The following is a 22,459-nucleotide window of genomic DNA, read 5'->3' as shown; positions in this document are numbered from 1 at the left end:
CCCCCCGCCGCAGGGGGCGCACACGCTATTCGTTCCCGCCCCCGGCCGCCCCGGGGGCGCCGCCTCACAGGGGCGGGTGCTGCCGGGGCGGGGGTGTGCCGTCGGGGAACAGGACGGCGGCCGGGTCGGGCATGTCGACGCCGTTGAGGGCGGCGGCGGCCTGGGCCAGGGCGGGGGTGTGCAGGTGGCCGCCGGTGGCCTCGATGTTCTGGCGCAGCGCCTGCACGACGTCGGCGCCGCAGGCCAGGGTGGCGTAGTGGGCGGCGACGGCGGGGGTGCGGGACTGCCCGGCGGCGCAGTGCAGCAGCACCCGCTTGCCCTCGGCGCGCAGGGCCGCCACGGCGCCGGCGGCCTCGTCGAGCACGAAGTGCAGGTTGGGGTTGATGCCGGGGCCCTGGGCGTCGGCGAGCCAGACCTCGATGCGGTCGCGGGCGGGCAGGTGCGCGGGGGCGTCGGCGGGGCCGATGCGGTTGAGCGAGACGACCGCCTGCACGTCGGGGCCGGTGCGCAGGTGGGCGACGTTGCCCAGCAGCACCCCGGGGTCGTGGGGGTGGGGGGTGCAGAAGGGGGTGTTGACCGAGCGGGCCTGCCCGGTGGGCTGGGCGGCGGCCTCGGGCCAGGCGCCGGGGTCGCTGCCGCGGGCCAGGACGATGGCGCGCTCCAGCAGGGAGCGGGGGGCGACGATGTCGGCCAGGCGGCGCTGGGCCTCCAGGGGGATGCCCGAGGCCCCCCACCGTGCCCCGGCCATGGCCCCTGCGTACATGGCCGCTTCGTCACCCCCCGCGGCGTAGGCGCGCCAGATGGCCTCCACCAGCTGGGAGCAGGGGAAGACCGCGCGCGCCGGCTCCAGCGGCGGGGCGGGGGCGCGGGCGGCGGCGCGCCACCCGGCGCCCATGGGGCTGTGCGGGGGCACCGCGGGGTCGGGGTCGGGGATGCGGCCGTCGGCGGCGGTGGAGCGCAGGGCCAGGGCCCAGGCGCGGTCGGCGGCGGCGTCGACGGCCTTGTGGACGGTGGCGGGGTCGGCCAGGCCCTCCAGGGCGGTGGCGATGAGCCAGGACAGCAGGGCGGGTCCGGCGCCGTCGCCGTCGGGGTGGGTGGCCTCCTGGGCCATGGCGGGAGGGGCGCCTACGATGCACGCGGCGGCGGCGGCGCCGACCCAGGCGCCGGCGCAGCGGTCGTAGCGGGGGTCGTCGCGGTGCCAGGGGGCGTGCTCGTTCCGGTCGTCGGCGGGCATGGAGGGGCTCCTCGGGGTCACTGCCGCGGCACGATGTGTCTATGCCCTCTAGAGAGGAGCCCAGCGGCCGTTAGCCGCATCCGGCCACGAACCGCCGCCGCCCCCTCGGATCCGGAGATCCGAGACGCCCGAAAGCGGAGGAAACAGGACACCCGGAACCCACGGGGAGGGGTGGGCGGAGCGGATGCGGGGGCCGGTGGCGCGACGGCGAAGGGGGCGGCCGGTCCCCCGCTTCAGGGCCCCGGCCGGGCGGCGCGCCGGTGGGGTGTGGGGTGGATGGCGGCGACGAGGAGAGGTCGGCGGCCCCCGGCGCAGCGTCGCCGGGTACGGCGCGTGTGCGTGGTCACCGTTGATGGCGGCAACGTGAAGAGCGCGGCGGTTCCCCGGCCTTGGCTGCCGTCCGGCGGGCCGCTCGCGGTCCAGGCGGGCGGCGGCTGAGCAGGTACCCCACTTCAGGACCCCAGCCGGGCGCACGGCCGCCGGAGTGTAAGCGGGATGGCGGCGACGAAGGCGGGCGGCCCGCGCCGCAGCGCCGTCGGCCGTCCGGCGTGCGCGTGGCCACCGTGTCGAGCCGGGACGGGAAGAGCGCGGCGGTTCCCGGGCGCTGGCTGCCGTCCGGGTGGCGCATACCAGACATAACGGACGGCGCCAGTGGGGGCCAGGCATCCTGTGTCGTAAAACCGACGCCTGATCAGCCAAAAAGCGTCGATCTCACGACACAGGATGCCCACCCCCTCTCCCGCCGCCCGGTATGCCCGGTATGCGCCGCCCGGGAGGCCCCCTCCGCGATGATCTCGGGGAACCCGGGGTTAAACCGGACACGATAACCCCGACTTCCCCGAGATCAACACCAGCGCGCCCCGCACCGCCGCCCCCGCGATGATCTCGACGGAAGTGCTGCCAAAACCGCCGGAATGACAGCACCCTCGTCGAGATCATCGCCGGGCAGGGGCGCACCGGGCGCACGGCCGCCACGAGCGCGGACGACCACGCACCCACCCGGCCGCGCCGCCGCCCGAACCGCGAGCGGCCCGCCGGACGGCTGACAGGGCCCGGGAACCGCCCTGCTCTCTCCGTCGCCGCCATCAACGGTGACCACCCGCACGCGCCACACCCGACGACGCTGCAGGTAGGGCCGCTGGCCGTTGTCGTCGCCGCCCTCCCACCCGACACTCCGGCGGCCTGCCGCCCGGCCGGGGGCGGACGCGGGGTACCTGCTGTTCCGCGCGTCCGCCTGGGCCGCAAGGGCCCTCGCGCCCGGCAGGCAGCGCCCGGGAACCGCCCGGCTCTTGCCGTCGCCGCCCATCACGGCGACCACGCACACGCGCCGTACCCGGCGACGCTGCGCTGAGGGCCGCCGACCTCTCCTCGTCGCTGCCATCCCGCTTACACACCGGCGGCCGCGCGCCCGGCTGGGGCCCTGAAGCGGGGTACCAGCCGAGCCGTTGGTGGTGTCCCCACGAATGGCGCAGCTCTCGCGGGGCATGACCGCCCTCGGCGGGCGGCCGAAGGGCGTCTCGCCGAAGGGTGGGGTGCCGGTCGAGGCAGCGAAGGCGGGCCGGGGCCGGTGTCGACGCCCCGGCCCTCAGCCTCCCTGCCGGGCCAGGGTCCGCTCCCCCACTCCGGCGCGCACGGCCGCGTAGCGGTCGGCCAGGACCTGGGCCACCGCCGGGTCCGGGCACAGCGGGCCCGCCACCGTGTCGGCCCCGGCCTGCCGCAGGCGCTCCTGGAACAGGCCCGGGGCCAGCAGCCACGACGCCACCGCCACCCGCCCCGCCCCGCGTGCGCGCAGGCCGGCGACCGCCTCGGCGACGGTGGGCGCGGCCGTCGCCGCATAGCCCGGCTCCACCGGAGCCCCCACCAGCGCCGACAGGGCGCCGGCCGCGCGTTCGACCTCGGCCAGCGCACCCGGGTCCGAGGACCCGGCCGCCGCCAGCACCACCGGCTCCCCCCTCCGGTGCCCCGCCCGGGCCAGGCGCCGGGCCGCGGCCGCCACCAGGCGCGGGTCGGCCCCCAGGGCCGGGGCGACGGGAGCCTCGGCCCGCCCGGCCCGGGCGAGCTGTTCGGGGATGTCCACCCGCACGTGGTACCCGGAGGCCAGGAAGGCGGGGACCACCACCAGGGGCCCGTCGACGGCGGCGGCGACCTGGCCCACGTCGGGCTCGCGCACGTCGGCGAAGGCCAGGCGCACCCGGGCCCCGGAGGCCGCCGCGGTGGCCGCGGCCAGGCGGCGGGCGGTGCGCGCCCCCTCCGGGTCGCGGGTGCCGTGGACGGCCAGCAGCAGGACGGGGGCGGTCGGGTCGCTCATGTGGGCCTCCTGAACGGGGACGTCGGTCCGTGGTCGGGTGGGCCGGGCCCCATTGCCCGGGAGGCGTCGGATGTTCGGTGGGGGCGAAGGCGGGGCGTCCGGAGGTCAGTCGCCCGGGGGCGGGGCGTCCGGGTGACGGACGTCAGGGTTCGGGACGCCTGCCCCGGCGCCCGGACCCCGCCCCTGCCCCGGCCGGACGCCCGTGGCGCCCCCGGCCGGCGCCGACCGCCCCCCTGCGGCCGGCGCCGACGGAACGCCCGCCGGGTCCGGCCGCTCACTCGCACGGCATGGCGTCCAGGGCCAGGCGGTAGCCGCGTTTGACCACCGTCTGGATCATCCCCGGGTCCCCCAGCGCCGCGCGCAGGCGGGCCACGGCCGTCTCCACCGCGTGGGCGTCGGCCTCCGGGCCCAGGGCCGCCAGCAGCTCCGAGCGGTGGCGCACCCTGCCCGGGCGGTCGGCCAGCTCCCGCAGCAGCCGCATCGGCGCCGGGGTGACGGGCCGCAGCACCCCGTCCACCTCGGCGGCGCGGCCGCGCACCCGCAGCACGCGCCCGGCCACCGGCAGCTCCGGGCAGGTGCGCGGCAGCTCCTCGGACAGGCGCCGCACCAGGGCGCCGATGCGCCCGCGCGCGGGCCAGTGCACCGGCACGTCCTCGGCCGCGAGCGGGGCCGCGGTCACCGGCCCCACGCACATGGCCATCGGCCGCCCCGCGCGCAGCGCCCGCAGCAGCGCCCGGTCGGCGCCGGTGGCGCGCGCCCGCTGCAGCAGCCCCGCGGCCGCCGGGGCGCTGGTGAAGGTCAGCGCGTCCAGGCCGCCGCCGCAGGCCGCCTCGATGAGCCGGTCCAGCGGTGCGGGGTCCTCGGGCCCGGTCCAGCGGTACACCGGCACCTGCACCACCTCGGCGCCGGCCATGCGCAGGGCCGCGCAGAAGTCGGGCAGCGGCTCGCCGTGCAGCTGCACCGCCACGCGCAGCCCGGCCACGCCGCGCTCCAGCAGGTGGTCCAGCACCTCGGCCGAGGACTCCGAGGGCGGCGACCACTCCTCGGTGAGCCCGGCCGCGCGGATGGCGCCCTTGGCCTTGGGGCCGCGGGCCAGCAGCCGCGACGAGCGCAGGGCCGCGGTCAGGGGCTCGGCCAGCCCCCAGGTCTCGCAGGCCTCCAGCCAGCCGCGGAACCCGATGCCGGTGGTGGCCACCACCACGTCGGCGGGCCGGTCGATCAGGGCGCGCGACACGTCGGCCAGGCGCTCGTCGTCGCTGAGCGGCACGATGCGCAGGGCCGGCGCGCACACCACCTCGGCGCCCTTGCGGGCCAGCATGGCCGCCAGCTCCTCGGCGCGGCGGTTGGCGGTCACCCCGACGGTGAAGCCCTCCAGCGGCGCGGGCCCGGCGGCGGGGGCGGGGCGCGGTTCGGGGGCGGCGTCCCGGTGCGGTTCGGCCGGCGGGGCGTGCGGGTCCTGTTCGGCGGCCGCGGCGGGCGGCGTCACAGGGCGCCCCCGGCGGGGCCGTCCGCGGCGCCGACCTCCACCCGCCCGTCGCGCTCGCGCACCGGGTAGGTGGCCAGCCCCGGCCCCTCCCCGTCCAGGGGCAGCCCCGTGCGCAGGCTGAACACGTGCTTGAGCAGCGGCGAGGCGACGGTGGGCTCCCCCGCGCGGTCGCCCATGATGCCGCGGGCCATGACGGCGGCCCCGGTGAAGGGGTCGATGTTGGAGACCGCGAACAGCTCCCCGGCCGCCGAGCGGAACACCGCTGCCTGCTCGCCGCCGGGCAGCAGCACGGCCGCGCCGCGCTCGGCGGCCAGCAGCGCGCCGGGGCACACGGCGGTCCAGTCGCGGGCGGCGGCCGGGGTCTCGGTGGTCAGAACGGACATGGTCAGGCCTCCACAGCGGTCGCGGCGGTCGCGGGCTCGGGCATCCCCAGCGGCACGGGCGCCGAGGGCACCGGCTGGTCGCGCACCGTGTCGAAGGAGATGGTCGGGTCGGGGGTGTCGGGGGCGTTGGCGAAGGACACGAACCGGGCGAGCTTGTCGGGGTCCTCCAGCACCCCCCGCCACTCGTCGGCGTAGCCGTCGATGTGGGCGGCCATGTCGGCCTCCAGGTCGGCGGCGATGCCCAGGGCGTCGTCGACGACCACCTCGCGCAGCCGCTCCAGCCCCCCGTCCAGGGACTCGATCCAGGCGGCGGTGCGCTGCAGCCGGTCGGCGGTGCGGATGTAGTACATGAGGAACCGGTCCAGGTAGCGCACCAGGGTGGCCGAGTCCAGGTCGGAGGCGAGCAGCTCGGCGTGGCGCGGGGTGAAGCCTCCGTTGCCGCCGACGTAGAGGTTCCACCCCTTGTCGGTGGCGATGACGCCGAAGTCCTTGCCGCGGGCCTCGGCGCACTCGCGGGCGCACCCCGACACCGCCCCCTTGAGCTTGTGCGGGGAGCGCAGCCCCCGGTAGCGCAGCTCCAGGTCGATGGCCATGGTGACCGAGTCCTGCACCCCGTAGCGGCACCAGGTCGATCCCACGCAGGACTTGACCGTGCGCAGCGCCTTGCCGTAGGCGTGGCCGGACTCGAACCCGGCGTCGACCAGGCGGGCCCACACGGCGGGGAGCTGTTCGACGCGCGCCCCCAGCAGGTCGATGCGCTGGGCGCCGGTGATCTTGGTGTAGAGGCCGAATTCGCGGGCGACCTCGCCGATGACGATGAGGCGTTCGGGGGTGATCTCCCCGCCGGGGATGCGCGGCACCACCGAGTAGGTGCCGTTGCGCTGCATGTTGGCCAGGAAGTGGTCGTTGGTGTCCTGCAGCCCGGCCTGCTCCCCGGCCAGGATGTGCCCGTTGCCCAGCGAGGCGAGGATGGAGGCCACGGCGGGCTTGCACACGTCGCAGCCGCGGCCGGTGCCGTGGCGGGCGATGAGGTCGGAGAAGGTGGTGATGCCGGTGGCGCGCACGATCTCCATCAGGTCGGCGCGCGAGTGGGCGAAGTGCTCGCACAGCGCCTTGGACTGCTCGACTCCGGCGTCGGCCAGCAGGGTCTTGAGCATGGGCACGCAGCTGCCGCAGCTGGTCCCGGCGCAGGTGGCCTTCTTCAGGTCGGGCACGTCGCAGGCGCCGTCGTGGATGGCGGCGGCGATGTCGCCCTTGGTGACGGCGTTGCACGAGCAGATCTGGGCGTCGTCGGGCAGCGCGGCGGGCCCGGCCCCGGCGCCGGAGGAGGCCGGGGAGATCAGCTCCAGGGGGTCGCCGGGAAGTTCGCGTCCGACCAGGGCGCGCAGGGTTCCGTAGGCCGAGGCGTCGCCGACCAGCACCCCGCCGAGCAGGCGGGTGGCGTCGTCGGAGACGACGAGCTTGGCGTAGCGGCGGGAGGCGGCGTCGTTGACGACCACGTCCAGGGCGCCCTGTTCGCCGCGGCCGTGGGCGTCGCCGAAGCTGGCCACGTCCACCCCCATGAGCTTGAGCTTGGTGGAGGTGTCGGCGCCGGTGAAGGCGGCGGTGCCGCCGAGCAGCCGGTCGGCGGCGGTGTCGGCCATGGCGTTGGCGGGGGCGACCAGGCCGTAGACGGTGCCGTTGTGGCTGGCGCACTCGCCGACGGCGTAGATGTGCGGGTCGCTGGTGCGGCAGGCGTCGTCGACGGCGGCGCCGCCGCGCGGCCCCAGGTCCAGGCCGGCCCGGCGGGCCAGGTCGTCGCGGGGGCGGATGCCGGCGGAGAAGACGACGACGTCGGCGGGCAGCGTCGTCTCGCCCAGGTCCAGGCCGGATGCGCGGCCGTGGGGGCCGGCGGTCACCGCGGAGGTGGCGGTGCCGGTGTGGGCGGTGACGCCCAGGTCGGCGACCATGCGGGCGAGCAGCGCGCCGGCGCCCTGGTCGACCTGGGCGGGCATCAGGTGCGGGGCGAGCTCGACGACGTGGGTGTCCAGGCCGAGCAGGCGCAGCGCGTTGGCGGCCTCCAGGCCGAGCAGGCCGCCGCCGATGACGGCGCCGGTGGTGGCGCCCTCGGCCGAGGCGGTGATGGCCTCCAGGTCCTCGATGGTGCGGTAGGGGTGGCAGCCGGGCAGGTCGGCGCCGGGCACCGGGGGGATGAAGGGGGTGGAGCCGGTGGCCAGGACCAGGGCGTCGTAGGCCAGGGTGGTGCCGGTGTCGGTGGTGACGGTGCGCCGCTCGCGGTCGATGGCGGTGACGCGTTCGGCCAGGCGCTGGTCGGCGCGGCCGGACAGGTCGCCCAGCAGCAGGTCGTCCTCGCTCGCGCCGTCGAAGTAGCTGGAGAGGGCGACCCGGTCGTAGGCGGGGCGGGGCTCCTCGCCGATGACGGTGACCTGCCAGGCTCGGTCGGTGTCGGCGCGGGTGAGGGTGTCGACCAGGCGGTGGCCGGCCATGCCGTTGCCGATGACGATGAGTCGTGCCATGGCTCGTGGGTCCCCTTCCTGTCGGTGGCGGACCGGGTGGGTGGTTCGCCCTCCACGTAACCCAGGGCGCGTTTCTGGGCGGTCAGCCGTTTGTGACCGGGGTGTTTCGTTGTCCTGTCACCGCAGGCCGGGGGCGGGTGAACGGGGCCGGGGTGTGACCCATGTGACAAAGTCCTAGCGTGAGCGGCATGGAGCGGGCGCAGGGGTGGGAGTGGCCCGAGGAGGAGTACCGGGCGTGCCTGGAGGGTGAGAGGCGGGCCTATGCGTGGGTGATGCGCGCTTACGGGGGCCGGTCCGAGGAGGAGGCGCGGGCGGCGGCGCTGGAGTGGTATCCCTACGAGCCGCCGGGGACGCCCTACCGGGGGCTGGTGTTCCACGACGAGGCGTGGCACTGGGCGATGCTGGAGCTCAAGGGCGGCGCCTACTGGCGGGAGCACCCGGAGCTGGCCGCCCCTCCGGCCGAGTACCGGGCGATCGAGTGATTCCGGGCGGGGAAGGGACGCCCGCCGCACGCCCGTTGAGGGGTATCGGTCGCCCTGAACAGGGGGACTTCAGGAATTGCGCTGCGGGATCGAACACGGGTTCGCCAAGCTGGTCGCCATGGACTCAAGGAGGCAAGATGAGTGTCATGAGCATGGGCGAATGGACACCGCCGGACCGGCCGCTGACCGTGGACGACTTGCGGGACATGCCCGACGACGGCAGGCGCTACGAGTTGGTCGACGGGCGGCTTGACGTGTCGCCTGCACCGATCAACGACCATTCGATTGTCGAGCACCGCATCAGCTGGTGGTTGGAGGCCAAGGCCCCCAAAGGCATGCGCGTATTCGGCACCGTCGGAATCAATCTCTATGGCGACCGCTCCAACCACCGCATCCCCGATTCGGCGGTCGTTCGGAGCGAGGACCTCGAGCGCCCCTATCTGACACGGCCCCCTCTCCTGGTGGTCGAGGTGGTGTCCCCGGAGAGCGCCCTGCGCGACTTCAACACCAAGCGGACCCAATACGCCCGGTTCGGCATCCCCTCGTACTGGGTGGTGAGCCCTGTTCCGGAGCAGCCGGGGATCGTCGAGTACCGCCTGGCGGGCGAGGCGTACGAGGAGAAGGCCATGGTCTACGGCGCGGGCGTGTTCACCACGGACGCGCCCTTCCCCGTCTCGCTCGTCCCCCACTGGCTGGTGGCCGACGATGACGACTGGAAGGAGCACATCGGCGGCCCCGCCGATGGCGGGGCCGCCGGGTGACGCCGTAGCGCCCGGCCGCCGTCGGGTCCGGTGTCGGAGGCCCCGGGGGCGCGGCTATCCCACCTTGGCGGCGCCCTTGCCGCTGTCCATGGCCTTGAGAATCGCGTCGACGTCCCGCGTGCACCCCCCGCAGCCGGTGGTGGCCCGGGTGGCCTGGGCGACCGCCGGGCGGGTGCGGGCCCCGTCCAGCCACGCCTGCTCGATGTCGGTGCGGGTCACCGCGTTGCACCGGCACACGTGCGCCTCGGGCGCCCCGGGCCCGCCCGCCGCGCCGCCCGCGTCCTCGGCCGGCGCGGGCAGGCCCTGCAGCAGCGCCAGCCGGTCCTCGGGCACCGCCGCCGCCTGGTCGAACAGGCGCGAGACCTCCGGCGCGGCCTCGGGGAAGCCCAGCAGCACCGCCCCGGTCACCTTGCCCTCGGCCACGTCGAGGCGGGCGTAGCGCCGCTTGGCCGGGTCGCTGACCACCACCGACTCGGTGCCCTGGGCGGTCTTGTCCTCGTCGGTGGCGCCCATGGCGGTCAGGTCGATGCCGGTGGCCTTGAGGCGGGTGACCGGGCGCGCCCCGGCGTAGCGGGCCGCCGGGTCGGTGCCGGTGAGCAGGTCGGCCAGCACCCGCGCCTGCTCGTAGCCGGGCTGCACCAGCCCCGCTCCGCCGCCGGGGTGGGCGGCGCAGTCGCCGATGGCGTGCACGCGCGGGTCGCTGGTGGACAGCCGGTCGTCGACCTGGACCCCGTGGGAGGTGGCCAGCCCGGCCTTCTCGGCCAGGTCCACGGCCGGGCGCACACCGGCGGTGACCACGACGGCGTCGCCGGGCAGCACGGTGCCGTCGTCGAGCACCAGCCCGGTGCCCGGGGCCCACCGGTCGGCCACCCGCCAGGCGTGCACCCGCACCCCCAGGTCCTCGTAGGCGGCGGCGAGCACGCCCGCGCAGGCCCGGTCGATCTGGCGGCGCATGATCCAGGGGGCGGCCTCGACCACGCTGACCCGCACCCCCGAGGCGGCCAGCGCCCGGGCGGTCTCCAGGCCCAGCACGCCCCCGCCCAGCACGACGGCCGGGGCGCCGGGGCGCACCAGGTTCTCCAGGCGGCGGTGGTCGGCCAGGTCGCGCAGGGCGGTGACGCCCTCGGCGGGGGTGCCGTCGGGGGCGGCCAGGCCGGGCAGCGGCGGCAGGGCGGCGCGGGCGCCGGTGGCCAGCACCAGGTCGTCGTAGTCCAGGCGCTCGCCGGTGTCCAGGTCCACGGTGCGCGAGGCGGTGTCCAGGCCGGTGGCGGCGGTGCCGCGCAGCCGGGTGATGCCGGGGCCCCCGGGTTCGGGCAGGGTGATGTCGCCGGGGGTGTAGGAGCCTTCGAGCAGGCCCGGCAGCAGGACGCGGTTGTAGGCCGGTCCGGGTTCGGCCCCCACGACGGTCAGGTGGACGCGGTGCCCGTCCGGGTCGCGGCGGGCGACCTCCTCGGCGAAGCGCGCCCCGGTCATGCCGTTGCCGACCACGACGATGCGGCGGGCGGGGCGGGTGCTGCGGCGGGTCACGGGTGGAACCTCCAAGTGCGGGGCGGCTTCGGGCGTGCTCGGGGGGCTCGGCGGGCGGCTGCGGCGGGTCAGCCGGGGGCGGCCCCGGCGGCGAGGGCGGCCGCCCCGGCCGCGTCGGGGCCGGGCGCGGGTTCGATGCGCACGGCGGCGACCTTGAACTCGGGCATCCGGCTCACCGGGTCCAGGGCGGGGTTGGTCAGGTCGTTGGCGGTCTGGGCGCCGCCGTAGTGGAAGGGCACGAACACCGTGTCGCGGCGGGCCGAGGCCTCCAGGCGCACCCGGGCGAGCATGGTGCCGCGCCGCCCGGTCAGAAGCGCCCAATGGCCTGCGGCCAGGCCGTGCTCGGCGGCGGTGTCGGGGTGGACCTCCACCCACGCGGCCGGGGCCGCCTGCGCCAGCTCGCCGATGCGCCGGGTCTGGGCGCCGGACTGGTAGTGGCCCATGGTGCGCCCGGTGGTGGCCACCAGCGGGAACTGTGTGTCGGTGGCCTCGCCGGCCGGGGTGTGGCCCACCGGGTGGAAGCGGGCCCGCCCGTCGGGGTGGGCGAAGCCCTCCAGGAACAGGCGCGGCGTGGAGGAGGCGGGGCCCGGCGCGGGCCAGTGCACCTCCTCCCCGGCCTCGATGCGCTCGGGGGCGGCGCCGGAGTAGTCGGCCGCGCCGCCCGCGCTGGCCCGGCCCAGCTCGGCCAGGACGGTGTCGGCATCGGCGGGGAACCGCTCGGCGGGCTGGCCCAGCCGGGCGGCCAGGGCGCTGATGACCTGCAGGTCGGTGCGCACCCCCGGCGGGGGGTCCACCGCGCGGCGGCGCCGCAGGAGGCGGCCCTCCAGGTTGGTCATGGTGCCCTCCTCCTCGGCCCACTGGGCCACCGGCAGCACCACGTCGGCGCGCTCGGCGGTCTCCGAGAGCACGAAGTCGGCGACCACCAGCAGGTCCAAGGAGTCCAGCCGGTCGCGCACCAGGGAGGCGTCGGGGGCCGAGACGGCCGGGTTGGAGCCGAACACCAGCATCGCCTTGGGGCCCGCCCCGGTGCCCAGGGACTCGAGCAGCTCGAAGGCGCTCACCCCGGCGCCGGGGATCTCCTCGGCGTCCACGCCCCACACGGCGGCCACGTGCTCGCGGGCGGCCGCATCGGTGATGGAGCGGTAGCCGGGGAGCTGGTCGGCCTTCTGGCCGTGCTCGCGCCCGCCCTGGCCGTTGCCCTGCCCGGTCAGGCACCCCCACCCCGCCCCGTCGCGGCCGGGCAGCCCCAGGGCCAGGGCCAGGTTGATCCAGGCCGAGGCCGAGTCGGTGCCCTTGGCGTGCTGCTCGGTGCCGCGGCCGGTGAGCACGTAGGCGCCCTGCTCGCGGGCGGCGGCCCCGAGCAGGCGGGCCGCGGCGCGGATCCGGGGGGCGGGCACGCCGGTCTCCAGCTCGCACCGCTCGGGCCACCAGGCGGCGGCCTGGCGCCAGGCCTGTTCGAACCCGGTGGTGCGCTCGGCGATGTAGCCGGCGTCGAGCAGGCCCTCCAGCTTGGCGGCGTGCAGCAGCCCCAGCGCCAGCGCGGTGTCGGTGCCGGGGCGGGGCGCCAGGTGCAGGCCCCCGTTCTCCAGGGCGACGCGGGCGGTGGCGGTGCGGCGCGGGTCGACCACGACCAGGGCCGGGGCGGTCAGGTGGCCCATCAGCGGGGGCATGGTCTCGGCGGGGTTGGCCCCGGCCAGCAGGACGGCCCCGGCCCCGCCCAGGTCGGTGACGGGGAAGGGCAGGCCGCGGTCCAGGCCGAAGGCCCGCCGGGAGGCCGCGGCGGCCGAGGACATGCAGAACCGGCCGTTGTAGTCGATCATCCGGGTACCGAGCGCCAGGCGGGCGAACTTGCCCAGCAGGTAGGCCTTCTCGTTGGTCAGGCCGCCCGAGCCGAACACCGCCGCCGTGTCGGGGCCGTGCTGGGCCTGCAGGGCGCGCACGCGCTCGGCCACCAGGTCCAGGGCCTGGTCCCAGGTGGCCTCCACCAGGCGCCCGCCCCGGCGGATGAGCGGCGAGGCCAGGCGCTCGGGCGAGGTGAGCAGCTCGGCGGCGGTCCACCCTTTGCGGCACAGCCCGCCCCGGTTGACCGGGAAGTCGCGGGGGCGGGTGGCCCAGCCCCCGCCGCCGGCGGGCTCGACGTACATCGCGCACTGCAGGGCGCAGTAGGGGCAGTGGGTGGCGGTGCCGGCCTGCGGGGCCGAGGGCGGGGTGCGGGCGGGGCTCACCGGGCCACCTCCGCGCCGGCGGCCTCGGCGGGGGCGTCCGCGGCGCGCGCCGCGGTGGGGCGGCGCAGGTAGACCGCCCAGGTGATGGCCAGGCACACCAGGTAGTAGGCGAGGAAGGCGGCGTAGGCGGGCACCGCTCCCCCGGTGGCGTCGAAGGACTGGCGGAAGACGAGGTTGATGCCGACCCCGCCCATCGCGCCCACCGCGCCGACCAGGCCCAGGGCGGCCCCCGAGACGCGGCGGAAGTGCTCCTCGGCGCCGCGGCGGTCGGCCCCGGCCGAGGCGCGCCCGGCGGCGCGGGCGGCGTAGATCGCCGGGATCATCTTGTAGGTCGAGCCGTTGCCGATGCCGGTGAGCACGAACAGCACGATGAAGGCCGAGGTGAACACCGCCAGCGACCCCGAGGCGGAGGCGGCGATGATCAGCCCGGTGCCGGCGGCCATGGCGGCGAAGTTCCACAGGGTGACGCGGGCGCCGCCGAAGCGGTCGGCCAGCAGCCCGCCCACGGGGCGGATGAGCGAGCCGATGAGGGGGCCGATGAAGGTGACCGCGGCGGCCTCCAGCGGGGTGCGGCCGAACTGGTTCTGCAGCAGCAGCCCGAAGGCGAAGGAGTAGCCGATGAAGGACCCGAAGGTGCCGATGTACAGGATCGACATGATCCAGAAGTCGCGGTCCTTGGCGGCGGCGACCTGGGCGGAGACGTCGGCGCGGGCGGTGTTGAGGTTGTCCATGCGCCGTGCCGAGACGAACGCGGCCACCAGCAGCAGGGGGATGTAGGTCGCGGCCAGCAGCCAGCCCCCGGCCACGCCGACGGCGGCGATGACGGCCAGCCCGGCCAGCTGCACCACGGCCACCCCGACGTTGCCGCCCCCGGCGTTGATGCCCAGGGCCAGGCCCTTCTCGCGCTCGGGGAAGAAGGAGTTGATGTTGGCCATGGAGGAGGAGAAGTTGCCGCCGCCGACCCCGGCGGTGGCGGCCAGCAGCGCGAAGAGCCAGAAGGGGGTGTCGGGGCTCTGGACGAGGTAGACGGCCAGGCCGGTGGGCACCAGCAGGGTCAGCACCGACACGACGGTCCAGTTGCGCCCGCCCAGCATCGGCACGGCCAGGGTGTAGGGCACCCGCAGCACGGCCCCGACCAGGGAGACCAGGGAGACCAGCAGGAACTTCTGTGCGGGGGTGAAGTCGAACCCGGTCTCGGGGACCATGAACAGGGTCAGCACCGACCACAGGCTCCAGATGCAAAAGCCCAGGTGCTCGGCGAAGACCGAGGCCCACAGGTTGCGGCGCGCGATGCGGCGCCCGCCGGCCTCCCAGAATTCGCGGTCCTCGGGGTCCCAGTGGGCGATCCAGCGCCCGCCGGGGCGGTGTGCGGTGTCTCGGCTCGTCACGGCGCTGCCTTCCGGTCGGTCTCGGAAAATCGTCGGGTTCGCCGTCGACGCTAGGAAGCCGCCGTTGCCGGGAAGTGTCATGTCGTAACACGGGGGAAACAGGGACCTCACCGCCGGGCGGCGGCGCTGGTGAGGACGGGGGTGCCCGCTCTCACCGGGGCGGGTGCGGGCCGGGTGCGGTCAGGCGCCAGATCCGCTCGCCCTGCTGGTGTTCTGCGGTGGGGGCCATGCCGCAGGAGCGGGCCACCCGCTCGGAGGCGGTGTGGCCGGGGGCGATGGCGGCGGTGAGGCATCTCACGCCGTTGCGGGCCAGCCAGGCGCACGTGGCGCGGGCGGCCTCGGAGGCCAGGCCGCGGCCCTGCCAGGGGGTGCCCACCACCCACGCCAGGGCGGCCGAGGGGCGGTCGGGGGCGGGCGCGGCCTCCTCGGGGGCGGTGCGCACGGTGGCCTGGACCCATCCCGCGGGCTCGGGGGCGGTGATGATCCAGTTCAGCCAGGCCTCATCCGGGCCGGGCGGCCCGGCGAGCATGGCCGTGTAGCGGCGGCGCAGGTCGGCCGGGGTGGGCGGGGCGCCGCCGATGCGGTCGTAGAGGGCGGGGTCGGCCAGGACGGCGGCCATGGGCTCGGCGTGGCCGGTGCGCAGCGGCTCGAGCAGGAGCCGCCGGGTGGCGATGGGTTCGGCGCGCAGGGTCATGGGCGCACAGCCTCATGAGAGGGCCCGGCGGCGGCAAGGGGTTTTCCTGTGGGCCGCCCAGGGGCGTTGCCCGGAGCGGGCGCCAGGCGGCAGGATCGCGGGCATGGCGGGGATCCCCGAACGGCCGCTGACCGTGCCGGTGCTGCGCGCCGAGGGCGGCGACCCCCTCCTGCGCCCTTGGAGGCAGGAGGACCGGACGGTGCTGCGCGAGGGCGCCGAGGACCCCGGCATCACCGGGATCACCGGGGTGCCCGCGCCCTACACCGAGCCCGCGGGGCGGGACTCCATCGCCCACCAGCACCTGCTCGCCGAGCGGGGCGTGGGCTATTCGCTGGCCGTCGAGTCGGGCGGCCGGGCCGTGGGCGGCGCCGGGCTGTGGCGGGACACGATGGACGCCGGACGGGCGGCGGTCGGCTACTGGGTCGCCCCGGGCGGGCGCGGCAGGGGGACGGCCTCGCGCGCCCTGGAGACGCTGGCCGCCTGGGGGCTGGGCGAGCTGGGGCTGGCGCGGATCGAGGTGCACATCGAACCGTGGAACACCGCCTCGCTGCGGGTGGCCGAGAAGGCGGGCTTCCGGCGCGAGGGCCTGCTGCGCAGCTACATTCAGCACCAGAAACAGGTCCTCCACCGCGAAGTCGCGGGGCTGACCCCGGCCCGCCGGGCCACCTCGTGCATGGGCGCGTCCAGCCCCTCGGCGGCGAACAGTGCGTGGGCCGCGGCGACGATCCGCTCCCGGTTGTCCCTGGCGTCGGAGCGCAGGTTGTGAGGCAAACGGTCGGTCACCCGCCTCACTTCAACCAAGTGGACGGGGGCGTCCACATAGCGTCCGCAGGGGCGGAGGCGCGGCCCGTCCAGGAGAAGGCCCGTCTAGAAGAACTCGTCCAGCAGGCGGTAGAAGGCCAGGCGGCCGGGGGCGATGCGGTCGTCGCCGTAGTGGTGGGCGAACGCGCGCGCGAAGCTCGGACCCCAGCCCGGGTCGCCCTCCAGGTCGCGCAGGGCCAGAGCCAGGTCGAGGTGGCGGTCGGCCACGCCCAGGCGGCCGGGGTCGACCACGCCCGTCCACTCCAGCGTCGCCGGGTCCACCAGCACGTTGTCCAAGGTCAGGTCCCCGTGGCAGACCACGCGGTCCTCCTCGGGCTCTGCGGGGACCGACCGCTCCAGCTCCTCCAGCGCCTGCCGCGCGCTCATCCCCCGCCGCTCGTCGTCGAAGTCGTCGGGGTCCACGCGCCCCGCGCGCACGTTCTGGCGCGCCTGGGCGAGGGTGTGCTCGAGCCCGCGCGGGAACGGGCACCGGTCCGCCGGCAGGTCGTGCAGCCGCCGCGCGAGCCGCGCCACGGCAGCCACCACCGGGGCGCGCAGGTGCGCGGGCCAGTCCCCCGACGCCGGGCGGCCGGGCACCTGCGCCGACACCAGCCACCCCGTCCCGCCGTCCTCTCCGACCTCCAGGGGGTCGGGGGCGGCCACGCCCGCGCCGATCAGCCACCGTGCGCGCTCGGCCTCGGCGCGCAGCGCCGCGGGGTCCGTGCCGATCTTGGCGTACAGCGTGGCCCGGCCCCGCCCCGTCAGTCGCCACACCCGGTCGCCCGACCCCCCACCGGCCACCGGGGTCCAGCGGTACAGCAGGTGGCGGCGGCGCAGACGGCGGCGGACGGTCTCGATCACCCGCGCCACATTACCGGCCGCCGGGAATCGGGCCCCGCCGCGCCGATGAGTTCGGCGCACGGCCCGGGTCTGAAGGGGTGAGAACGGCGCCCGGCAGGGGCGCCCGCTCGCCGAAAGGACACCGGGCCATGAACACGACCCCCACCGCCGCCACCTCCGCCCCCGGCGGCCGCATCACCGCCAACGGCGTGGACATGTACTACGAGGTCCACGGTCAGGGCGAGCCGCTGGTGCTGCTGCACGGCGCCCTTGTGGGCATCGGGTCGTGCTTCGGCGCGCTCCTGCCCGAGCTGGCCCGGGAGCGCCGCGTGATCGCGGTGGAGATGCAGGCGCACGGGCGCACCCCCGACATCGACCGGCCCCTGCGGGTGGAGCACCTGGCCGAGGACATCGCCGCGCTCGTGGAGGGCCTGGGGCTGGGCGAGGTGGACGTGCTCGGCTACAGCATGGGCGCGGCCGTGGCCTTCCAGCTCGCGCTCACCCGCCCCCGCCTGGTGCGCCGCCTGGTGCTGGTGTCCGTGTCCTTCCGCGCCGATGGCATGTACCCCGAGGTGGCCGCGGGCATCGGCGAGCTGTCGCCGCAGGACCTGGAGGGCACCCCCTTCCACGAGGAGTACGTGGCGGTGGCCCCCGACCCGGGCGGCTGGGCCGCTCTGGTCGAGCGCGTCAAGGAGATGGACGCCCCCGGCAACATCCCCGAGTGGACGCCCGAGCAGGTGTCCTCGGTGGCCGCGCCGACGCTGCTGGCCCTGGGCGACTCCGACATCGTGCGCCCCGAGCACGCCGCCGCCATGTTCCGCCTGCTGGGCGGGGGCGTGCCCGGCGACCTGACCGGGCTGCCCGCCGCGCGCCTGGCGGTGCTGCCCGGCACCACCCACATCGGCGCCATGGAGCGCGAGGAGTACCTGGCCCCCATGGTCGCCGAGTTCCTGGCCGCCGGCGCCGGGGACGCCGAGGGGGCCGACCCCTCCTAGGCGCCCCGCCGCCTCCCCCGGGGCGCCGGTGCGCCGCCGGCCCGGGCCTCCCCGCAGCCCGGGTCCGGCGCCGGACGGGACGCCCCCTCTCCCCCTTCGATACGAACACCGACAGGAGAACACCGATGGATGTGGCCACATCACGCGACGGCACCCGCATCGCCTACGACCGGAGCGGATCGGGCCCGGCGCTGATCCTGGTCGACGGCGCCCTGGGGCACCGGGCGTTCAATCCCCACGGGGCCGCCCTGGCCGACCTGCTCCAGGACGCCTTCACCGTCCACACCTACGACCGGCGGGGCCGCGGCGACAGCGGCGACACCGCCCCCTACGCGGTCGAGCGCGAGATCGAGGACCTCGAGGCGCTGATCCGGGCCGCGGGCGGGCGGGCCCACCTGTTCGGCATGTCCTCGGGCGCGGTGCTGGCGCTGGACGCGGCCGCGCACGGGCTGGCCGTGGAGGCGCTGGCGCTGTACGAGCCGCCGTTCATCGTGGACGGCTCCCGCCCGCCGCTGCCGCCGGACTACGCGGTGCGGGTGGGGGCGCTGGCCGGCGAGGGGCGGCGCGCCGAGGCGGTGGAGTACTTCATGACCGCCGCGGTGGGCCTGCCCGCCGAGCTGCTCGGGGGCATGCGCGAGGACCCCTCGTTCGCGCGCATGGAGCAGGTGGCGCACACCCTGGCCTACGACGCGGCGGTGATGGGCGGGACCATGTCCGGGGTGCCGCTGCCGCCGCACCGGTGGGCGTCGGTGACGGTGCCGGTGCTGGTGGCCGACGGCGGCAAGAGCGAGCACACCTTCGCCGACGGCGCCGACGCCCTGGCGGCGGTGCTGCGGGACGTGCGGCGCACCACCTTGGACGGGCAGACCCACGACGTGGACCCCGAGGTGCTGGCGCCGGTGCTGCGGGACTTCTTCGCCCACTGAGGCGGCGCCCGCCGGGGCGCCGCCCCGGGGCGCCCGGGGGTCAGGGGGCGGCGGTCCCGGCCGGGGACCGGCCCGCCCGCCCGTCCCGGGCCGCGCGGGCCTGCCGCGCCCTGCGCAGGGCCCCGGCGGCCACTCCGTGGCGCGGAGCGAACAGGTAGGCCAGGGCGAAGGCGACGGCCTGCACCGCCACCACCGCGCCGCCGGTGGCCGCGTCCAGGTGGAAGCTCAGGTAGGTGCCCAGCACCGAGGCGGTCACCGACACCGCCACCGCGATCGCCAGCATGCGCTCGAACCGGTCGGTGAGCAGGTAGGCGGTGGCGCCGGGGACGATGACCATGGCCACCACCAGGATGATGCCCACCGCCTGCAGGGCCACCACCACGGTCACCGCCAGCAGCCCCAGCAGCAGCGCCTCCAGGCGGCGCGGGCTGAGCCCGATGGCGTGGGCGTGCACCCGGTCGAAGGCGTAGAGCGTCAGGTCGCGGTGCTTGGCCAGCACCACCGCCAGCACCACGGCGCCGGCCGCCAGCACCTGGACGATGTCGCCGTCGGAGACGCCCAGCACGTTGCCGAACAGGATGTGCATCAGGTCGGTCTGGCTGGGGATCTTGGACACCAGCAGCACCCCCACCGCGAACAGGGCGGTGAAGACGACCCCGATGACGGCGTCCTCCTTGACCCGGGAGGTCCGGTTGACCACGCCGATCAGGGCGACCGACCCGGCGCCGAAGACCAGCGCCCCCACCGCGAAGGGCAGGCCCAGCAGGTAGGACAGCACGACGCCGGGCAGCACGGCGTGCGAGACCGCGTCGCCCAGCAGCGACCAGCCGATCAGCGTCATCCAGCACGACAGGACGGCGCACACCGCCCCGGCGACCACGCTGACCAGCATGGCGCGCCACATGAAGTCGAACTGCAGCGGCACGGTGAACCACTGGACCACCGCGTTCAGCGCGTCCACGGCGGCTCCCCCTCCTGTCCGCGGCCGGCGGGCCGGCCTGTCGCATCGGTCGCCCTGGTCGCACCGGCCGTGCCGGGGCCGGCGGAGGCCAGGCCGAAGGCGGAGGCCAGGCGCTCGGGCGTGAGGACCCGGTCGGGCGGGCCGTCGGCCAGGACGCGGCGCTGCAGCAGCACCGCCCGGTCGCAGAAGCCGCCCACCCCGGCCAGGTCGTGGGTGGACACCAGCAGGGTGCGGCCCTCGGCGCGCATGGCGCCCAGCACCTCGGTGATGGTGGCCTCCGAGCCCTTGTCGACGCCGGCGAAGGGCTCGTCGAGCAGGAAGAGGTCGGCGCCCTGGGCGATGCCGCGGGCCACGAAGGCGCGTTTGCGCTGGCCGCCGGAGAGCGCGCCGATCTGGCGGTGGGCCAGGCCGGTCAGGCCGGTGCGCTCCAGGGCGGCGTCCACGGCCTCGCGGTCGGCGCGGCGGGGGCGGCGGGTGGGGCCCATATGCCCGTAGCGGCCCATCATGACGACGTCGGCGACCCGCACGGGGAAGGCCTGGTCGATGCGCTCGCTCTGCGGGACGTAGGCGACCAGCCCCTGCTTGCGGGCCCGGTCGGGGGTGAGGCCGTGCAGGAGCACCCGCCCGGCGGCCAGCGGCACCAGGCCGATGAGGGCGGAGAAGAGCGTGGACTTGCCCGAGCCGTTGGCGCCGAGCAGGGCGCACACGGTGCCCGGGTCGAGGGTCAGGTCGGCGCCGTCCAGGGCGAGCACGTCGCCGTAACGGACGGTCAGGCCGCGGGCGTCGACGGCCGGTGCGCGCACGGCGGCGGCCTCGGGGGCGCGGGCGGGCGCGGTCACGGGGCGTCGCCCCCTTCCTGTGGTTCCTCCTTGTCGGTGCCGCCGGTGCCGCCGGACACCGAGGGCGGCGGGTCGGCGGGCTCGCCGGTCAGGCCCTCGACGATGGTCTGCGCGTCGTGGCCGAGCAGGTCCAGGTAGGTGGGCACGGGCCCGCCGGGGCGCGAGAGCGAGTCGACGTAGAGCTCCCCGGCGAAGCGGGCGCCGCTCTCGCGGGCGACCTGGCGCTGGGCCTTGTCGTTGACGGTGGTCTCGCAGAAGACGGCGGGCACGTCGTTGTCGCGGACGAACTCCACGGCCGAGGCGATCTGCTGCGGGGTGCCCTGGGAGTCGGCGTTGACGGCCCACAGGTACTTCTCCTCCAGGCCGGTGTCGCGGGCCAGGTAGGAGAAGGCGCCCTCGCAGGTGACCAGGGCGCGGGAGCCCTCGGGAAGGTCCTTGAGCTCGGTCTGGAGGTAGTCGCCGACCTCGGCGACGCGGTCGGTGTAGGCGCGGGCGTTGGCGGCGTAGTCGTCGGCGTGCTCGGGGTCGAGCTCGGTGAGGGCGTCGCGGATGTTGGCGATGTAGACGGCGGCGTTGTCGGGCGACATCCAGGCGTGGGGGTTGGCGCGGCCCTCGTATTCGCCGGCGGCGATGGGGATGGTCTCCACGCCCTCGGTCAGGGTGGCGGTGGGGGCGTCGACGCGGTCGGTGAACTGGGCGAACCAGCCCTCCAGTCCCAGGCCGTTGTCGAGGACGAGGTCGGCGTCCTGCGCGCGGACGAGGTCGTCGGGGGTGGGCTGGTAGCCGTGGATCTCGGCGCCGGGGCGGGTGATGGACTCCACCTGCAGGTGGTCGCCGGCGACGTTGCGGACCATGTCGGCGATGACGGTGAAGGTGGTCAGGACCTTGGGGCGGCCGTCGCCGCCGTCGGCGGGCGCCGCGCAGGCGGTGCCGCCGAGCAGGGCGGCGGTCAGCGAGACGGCTCCCCAGCGGCGGAGTGAGGAGGATCGACCGCGAATGTTCGGCATGCCCAACTTTTACCACAGCCTAGCTGAACTCGCCGTTTCGGGTCGTGAATGTCCAAGGTTGCGGCGGCCCCCGGAGCCCGGTCCGCACCTCGGGCGCGGGCCGGGTACTGGCCGCGGGTGCCGGGCTCTACCATGATGCGGCCATGGACACCGACCGAAAGGCCGATGCCGCGTAGGCGGCCGGGACGAGTCCGTGCCGAGCAGCGCGTCCGAACGGAACTGCGCCGCAGGGCACGAAGAGGCGTGAACGACACGGTCGACGGGCTGTCGGCGAAGACGATGGCGCAGATCCGCCGCATCGAGGTCCTCCACCCGCTGCTGCACCCTGGAGCGACCCGTGAGGCACTGCGCACATGGGAGGAGTACGCCCGTTCCCTGAGCACCTGGACGATGCTGGAGGCCCTGCGCGGCGAGGCCGTCATCGGGTGCGGGATCCCGGAGTGCTGCCCTACCCCCGTGGAGGACCGGGAACCGCTGTCGGTGGTGCTCCACGCGCTGAGACGCCCGCAGGCACGCGACCTGCGCGCGAGGGTCGGACAGGCGGACGCCCTCCACGGCTTCCCCGACCACGGGTTCCCCCCGGCGTGAGAGGACCGGAGGCGTTCGCCCGAGCCCAAGGGAGTTGGCGGCGATGACCAAGGTCGGTGGCTCCTCTGGCGGCGTCACCGGCCGCCGGGCGTGTACGCGGTCACCGCCACAGGCGGCTGGGCCGGTCCCCCGCTTTATGGCCCCGGCCGGGCGGCGGGCCGCCGAGGCGCGAGGAAGAGGGCAGCGACGACGAAGGCAGGCGGCCCTCCCTGCAGCGCCGTCGGCCGTGGGGTGTGCGGGTGGTCGCCGAAGCTGCCGGGCGAGAGTTCCGGATCTAAGGCGGCGACGATGAAGGTGAGCGGTCCTCACTGCAGCGTCGTCGGCCATGGGGCGTGTGGGTGGTCGCCGTGATGGGCGGCGACGGAGACGGCCGGGCGGTTCCCTGATCCTGCCTGCCGGGCGGTGGGCCGGGCGGCGGTGCGACCGGGTAGGCGTGTGGCCGCCCGCGCCCGTGGCGGCCGTGGGCCCGGTGCACCCCTGCCCGGCGATGATCTCGAC

General features: G+C 76.2%; 19 protein-coding genes and 1 pseudogene. 6 read left to right on the top strand and 14 right to left on the bottom strand.

Annotated elements, in window-relative coordinates; genetic code table 11:
* Positions 1-64: 64 nt before the first annotated feature.
* The 5 genes from O4J56_RS26905 to nirB all read right to left on the bottom strand — a co-directional run bounded on the left by O4J56_RS26905 (position 65) and on the right by nirB (position 7,927).
* Positions 65-1,234 carry a protein-tyrosine phosphatase family protein gene (locus tag O4J56_RS26905; RefSeq protein WP_270689661.1) on the bottom strand — a complete coding sequence of 390 codons (1,170 nt, stop codon included), beginning with the start codon at positions 1,232-1,234 and terminating at the stop codon, positions 65-67.
* Between the two features lie 1,585 nt (positions 1,235-2,819).
* Entirely contained in the window at positions 2,820-3,542 is a 723-nt protein-coding gene (locus tag O4J56_RS26900; protein ID WP_270689660.1) for a sirohydrochlorin chelatase, read from the bottom strand.
* 274 nt (positions 3,543-3,816) lie between these two features.
* Positions 3,817-5,028 (bottom strand): uroporphyrinogen-III synthase, encoded by a 1,212-nt coding sequence (locus O4J56_RS26895; protein ID WP_408639178.1) that lies wholly within the window; start codon positions 5,026-5,028, stop codon positions 3,817-3,819.
* The gene (gene nirD, locus O4J56_RS26890) at positions 5,025-5,411 is read right to left on the bottom strand and encodes a nitrite reductase small subunit NirD (RefSeq protein WP_270689659.1); all 387 of its coding nucleotides are present in this window, start codon (positions 5,409-5,411) and stop codon (positions 5,025-5,027) included. Before nirD ends, O4J56_RS26895 begins: the two co-directional genes overlap by 4 nt.
* A gap of 2 nt (positions 5,412-5,413) precedes the next feature.
* Positions 5,414-7,927 (bottom strand): nitrite reductase large subunit NirB, encoded by a 2,514-nt coding sequence (gene nirB, locus O4J56_RS26885; protein ID WP_270689657.1) that lies wholly within the window; start codon positions 7,925-7,927, stop codon positions 5,414-5,416.
* A gap of 179 nt (positions 7,928-8,106) precedes the next feature.
* On the opposite strand from nirB, the gene O4J56_RS26880 reads away from it, so the two are divergent.
* Entirely contained in the window at positions 8,107-8,409 is a 303-nt protein-coding gene (locus O4J56_RS26880; protein WP_270689655.1) for a hypothetical protein, read from the top strand.
* 137 nt (positions 8,410-8,546) lie between these two features.
* Entirely contained in the window at positions 8,547-9,170 is a 624-nt protein-coding gene (locus O4J56_RS26875) for a Uma2 family endonuclease (RefSeq protein ID WP_270689653.1), read from the top strand.
* Between the two features lie 54 nt (positions 9,171-9,224).
* Here O4J56_RS26875 and O4J56_RS26870 read toward each other — a convergent pair whose 3' ends face one another.
* The 4 genes from O4J56_RS26870 to O4J56_RS26855 form a co-directional block, all read right to left on the bottom strand.
* A complete protein-coding gene (locus O4J56_RS26870; protein WP_270689651.1) occupies positions 9,225-10,697 on the bottom strand; it encodes an FAD-dependent oxidoreductase in 1,473 nt (490 codons plus the stop codon).
* Between the two features lie 68 nt (positions 10,698-10,765).
* A complete protein-coding gene (locus O4J56_RS26865) occupies positions 10,766-12,841 on the bottom strand; it encodes a molybdopterin oxidoreductase family protein (RefSeq protein ID WP_408639180.1) in 2,076 nt (691 codons plus the stop codon).
* Between the two features lie 77 nt (positions 12,842-12,918).
* On the bottom strand, positions 12,919-14,310 hold the full coding sequence (locus O4J56_RS26860; RefSeq protein WP_270689647.1) for an MFS transporter: 1,392 nt from the start codon (positions 14,308-14,310) through the stop codon (positions 12,919-12,921).
* 151 nt (positions 14,311-14,461) lie between these two features.
* Positions 14,462-15,004 carry a GNAT family N-acetyltransferase gene (locus tag O4J56_RS26855; RefSeq protein ID WP_270689646.1) on the bottom strand — a complete coding sequence of 181 codons (543 nt, stop codon included), beginning with the start codon at positions 15,002-15,004 and terminating at the stop codon, positions 14,462-14,464.
* Between O4J56_RS26855 and O4J56_RS26850 the strand changes: the two are divergent.
* Positions 14,928-15,569 (top strand): annotated as a pseudogene (locus tag O4J56_RS26850) (GNAT family N-acetyltransferase); the annotation flags it as partial. The gene O4J56_RS26855 and the pseudogene O4J56_RS26850 sit on opposite strands and share 77 nt — an antisense overlap.
* A gap of 38 nt (positions 15,570-15,607) precedes the next feature.
* Here O4J56_RS26850 and O4J56_RS26845 read toward each other — a convergent pair.
* A complete protein-coding gene (locus O4J56_RS26845; RefSeq protein ID WP_408639177.1) occupies positions 15,608-15,787 on the bottom strand; it encodes a TetR family transcriptional regulator in 180 nt (59 codons plus the stop codon).
* Positions 15,788-15,871: 84 nt separating this feature from the next.
* Positions 15,872-16,663, bottom strand: a complete 792-nt coding sequence (locus O4J56_RS26840) for an APH(3') family aminoglycoside O-phosphotransferase (RefSeq protein WP_408639179.1) — start codon at positions 16,661-16,663, stop codon at positions 15,872-15,874.
* Positions 16,664-16,794: 131 nt separating this feature from the next.
* On the opposite strand from O4J56_RS26840, the gene O4J56_RS26835 reads away from it, so the two are divergent.
* A complete protein-coding gene (locus O4J56_RS26835) occupies positions 16,795-17,640 on the top strand; it encodes an alpha/beta fold hydrolase (RefSeq protein ID WP_270689642.1) in 846 nt (281 codons plus the stop codon).
* A gap of 125 nt (positions 17,641-17,765) precedes the next feature.
* Positions 17,766-18,566, top strand: coding sequence for an alpha/beta fold hydrolase (locus tag O4J56_RS26830; protein WP_270689640.1), 801 nt, complete (start codon positions 17,766-17,768; stop codon positions 18,564-18,566).
* 40 nt (positions 18,567-18,606) lie between these two features.
* Here the strand turns inward: O4J56_RS26830 and O4J56_RS26825 are convergent, their stop codons facing one another.
* From O4J56_RS26825 to O4J56_RS26815, 3 genes are read right to left on the bottom strand one after another with little or no spacing between them, the layout of a single operon-like run.
* Positions 18,607-19,527 carry a metal ABC transporter permease gene (locus O4J56_RS26825; RefSeq protein WP_270689638.1) on the bottom strand — a complete coding sequence of 307 codons (921 nt, stop codon included), beginning with the start codon at positions 19,525-19,527 and terminating at the stop codon, positions 18,607-18,609.
* On the bottom strand, positions 19,515-20,366 hold the full coding sequence (locus O4J56_RS26820; protein ID WP_270689636.1) for a metal ABC transporter ATP-binding protein: 852 nt from the start codon (positions 20,364-20,366) through the stop codon (positions 19,515-19,517). Before O4J56_RS26820 ends, O4J56_RS26825 begins: the two co-directional genes overlap by 13 nt.
* Positions 20,363-21,373: a metal ABC transporter substrate-binding protein gene (locus tag O4J56_RS26815; RefSeq protein WP_270689635.1), complete on the bottom strand. Its 1,011-nt coding sequence runs from the start codon at positions 21,371-21,373 to the stop codon at positions 20,363-20,365. The genes O4J56_RS26820 and O4J56_RS26815 overlap by 4 nt, the downstream gene beginning before the upstream one ends.
* A 243-nt stretch (positions 21,374-21,616) precedes the next feature.
* Here O4J56_RS26815 and O4J56_RS26810 point away from each other — a divergent pair, with 243 nt between their 5' ends.
* Positions 21,617-21,961 carry a hypothetical protein gene (locus O4J56_RS26810; RefSeq protein ID WP_270689634.1) on the top strand — a complete coding sequence of 115 codons (345 nt, stop codon included), beginning with the start codon at positions 21,617-21,619 and terminating at the stop codon, positions 21,959-21,961.
* Positions 21,962-22,459: the final 498 nt, after the last annotated feature.

Source organism: Nocardiopsis endophytica (genome assembly GCF_027706725.1).
In the GTDB taxonomy this organism is placed as follows: domain Bacteria; phylum Actinomycetota; class Actinomycetes; order Streptosporangiales; family Streptosporangiaceae; genus Nocardiopsis_A; species Nocardiopsis_A endophytica.
Note: the sequence above shows the minus strand (reverse complement) of the source record. Positions and strands in the feature narration are given on the sequence as shown.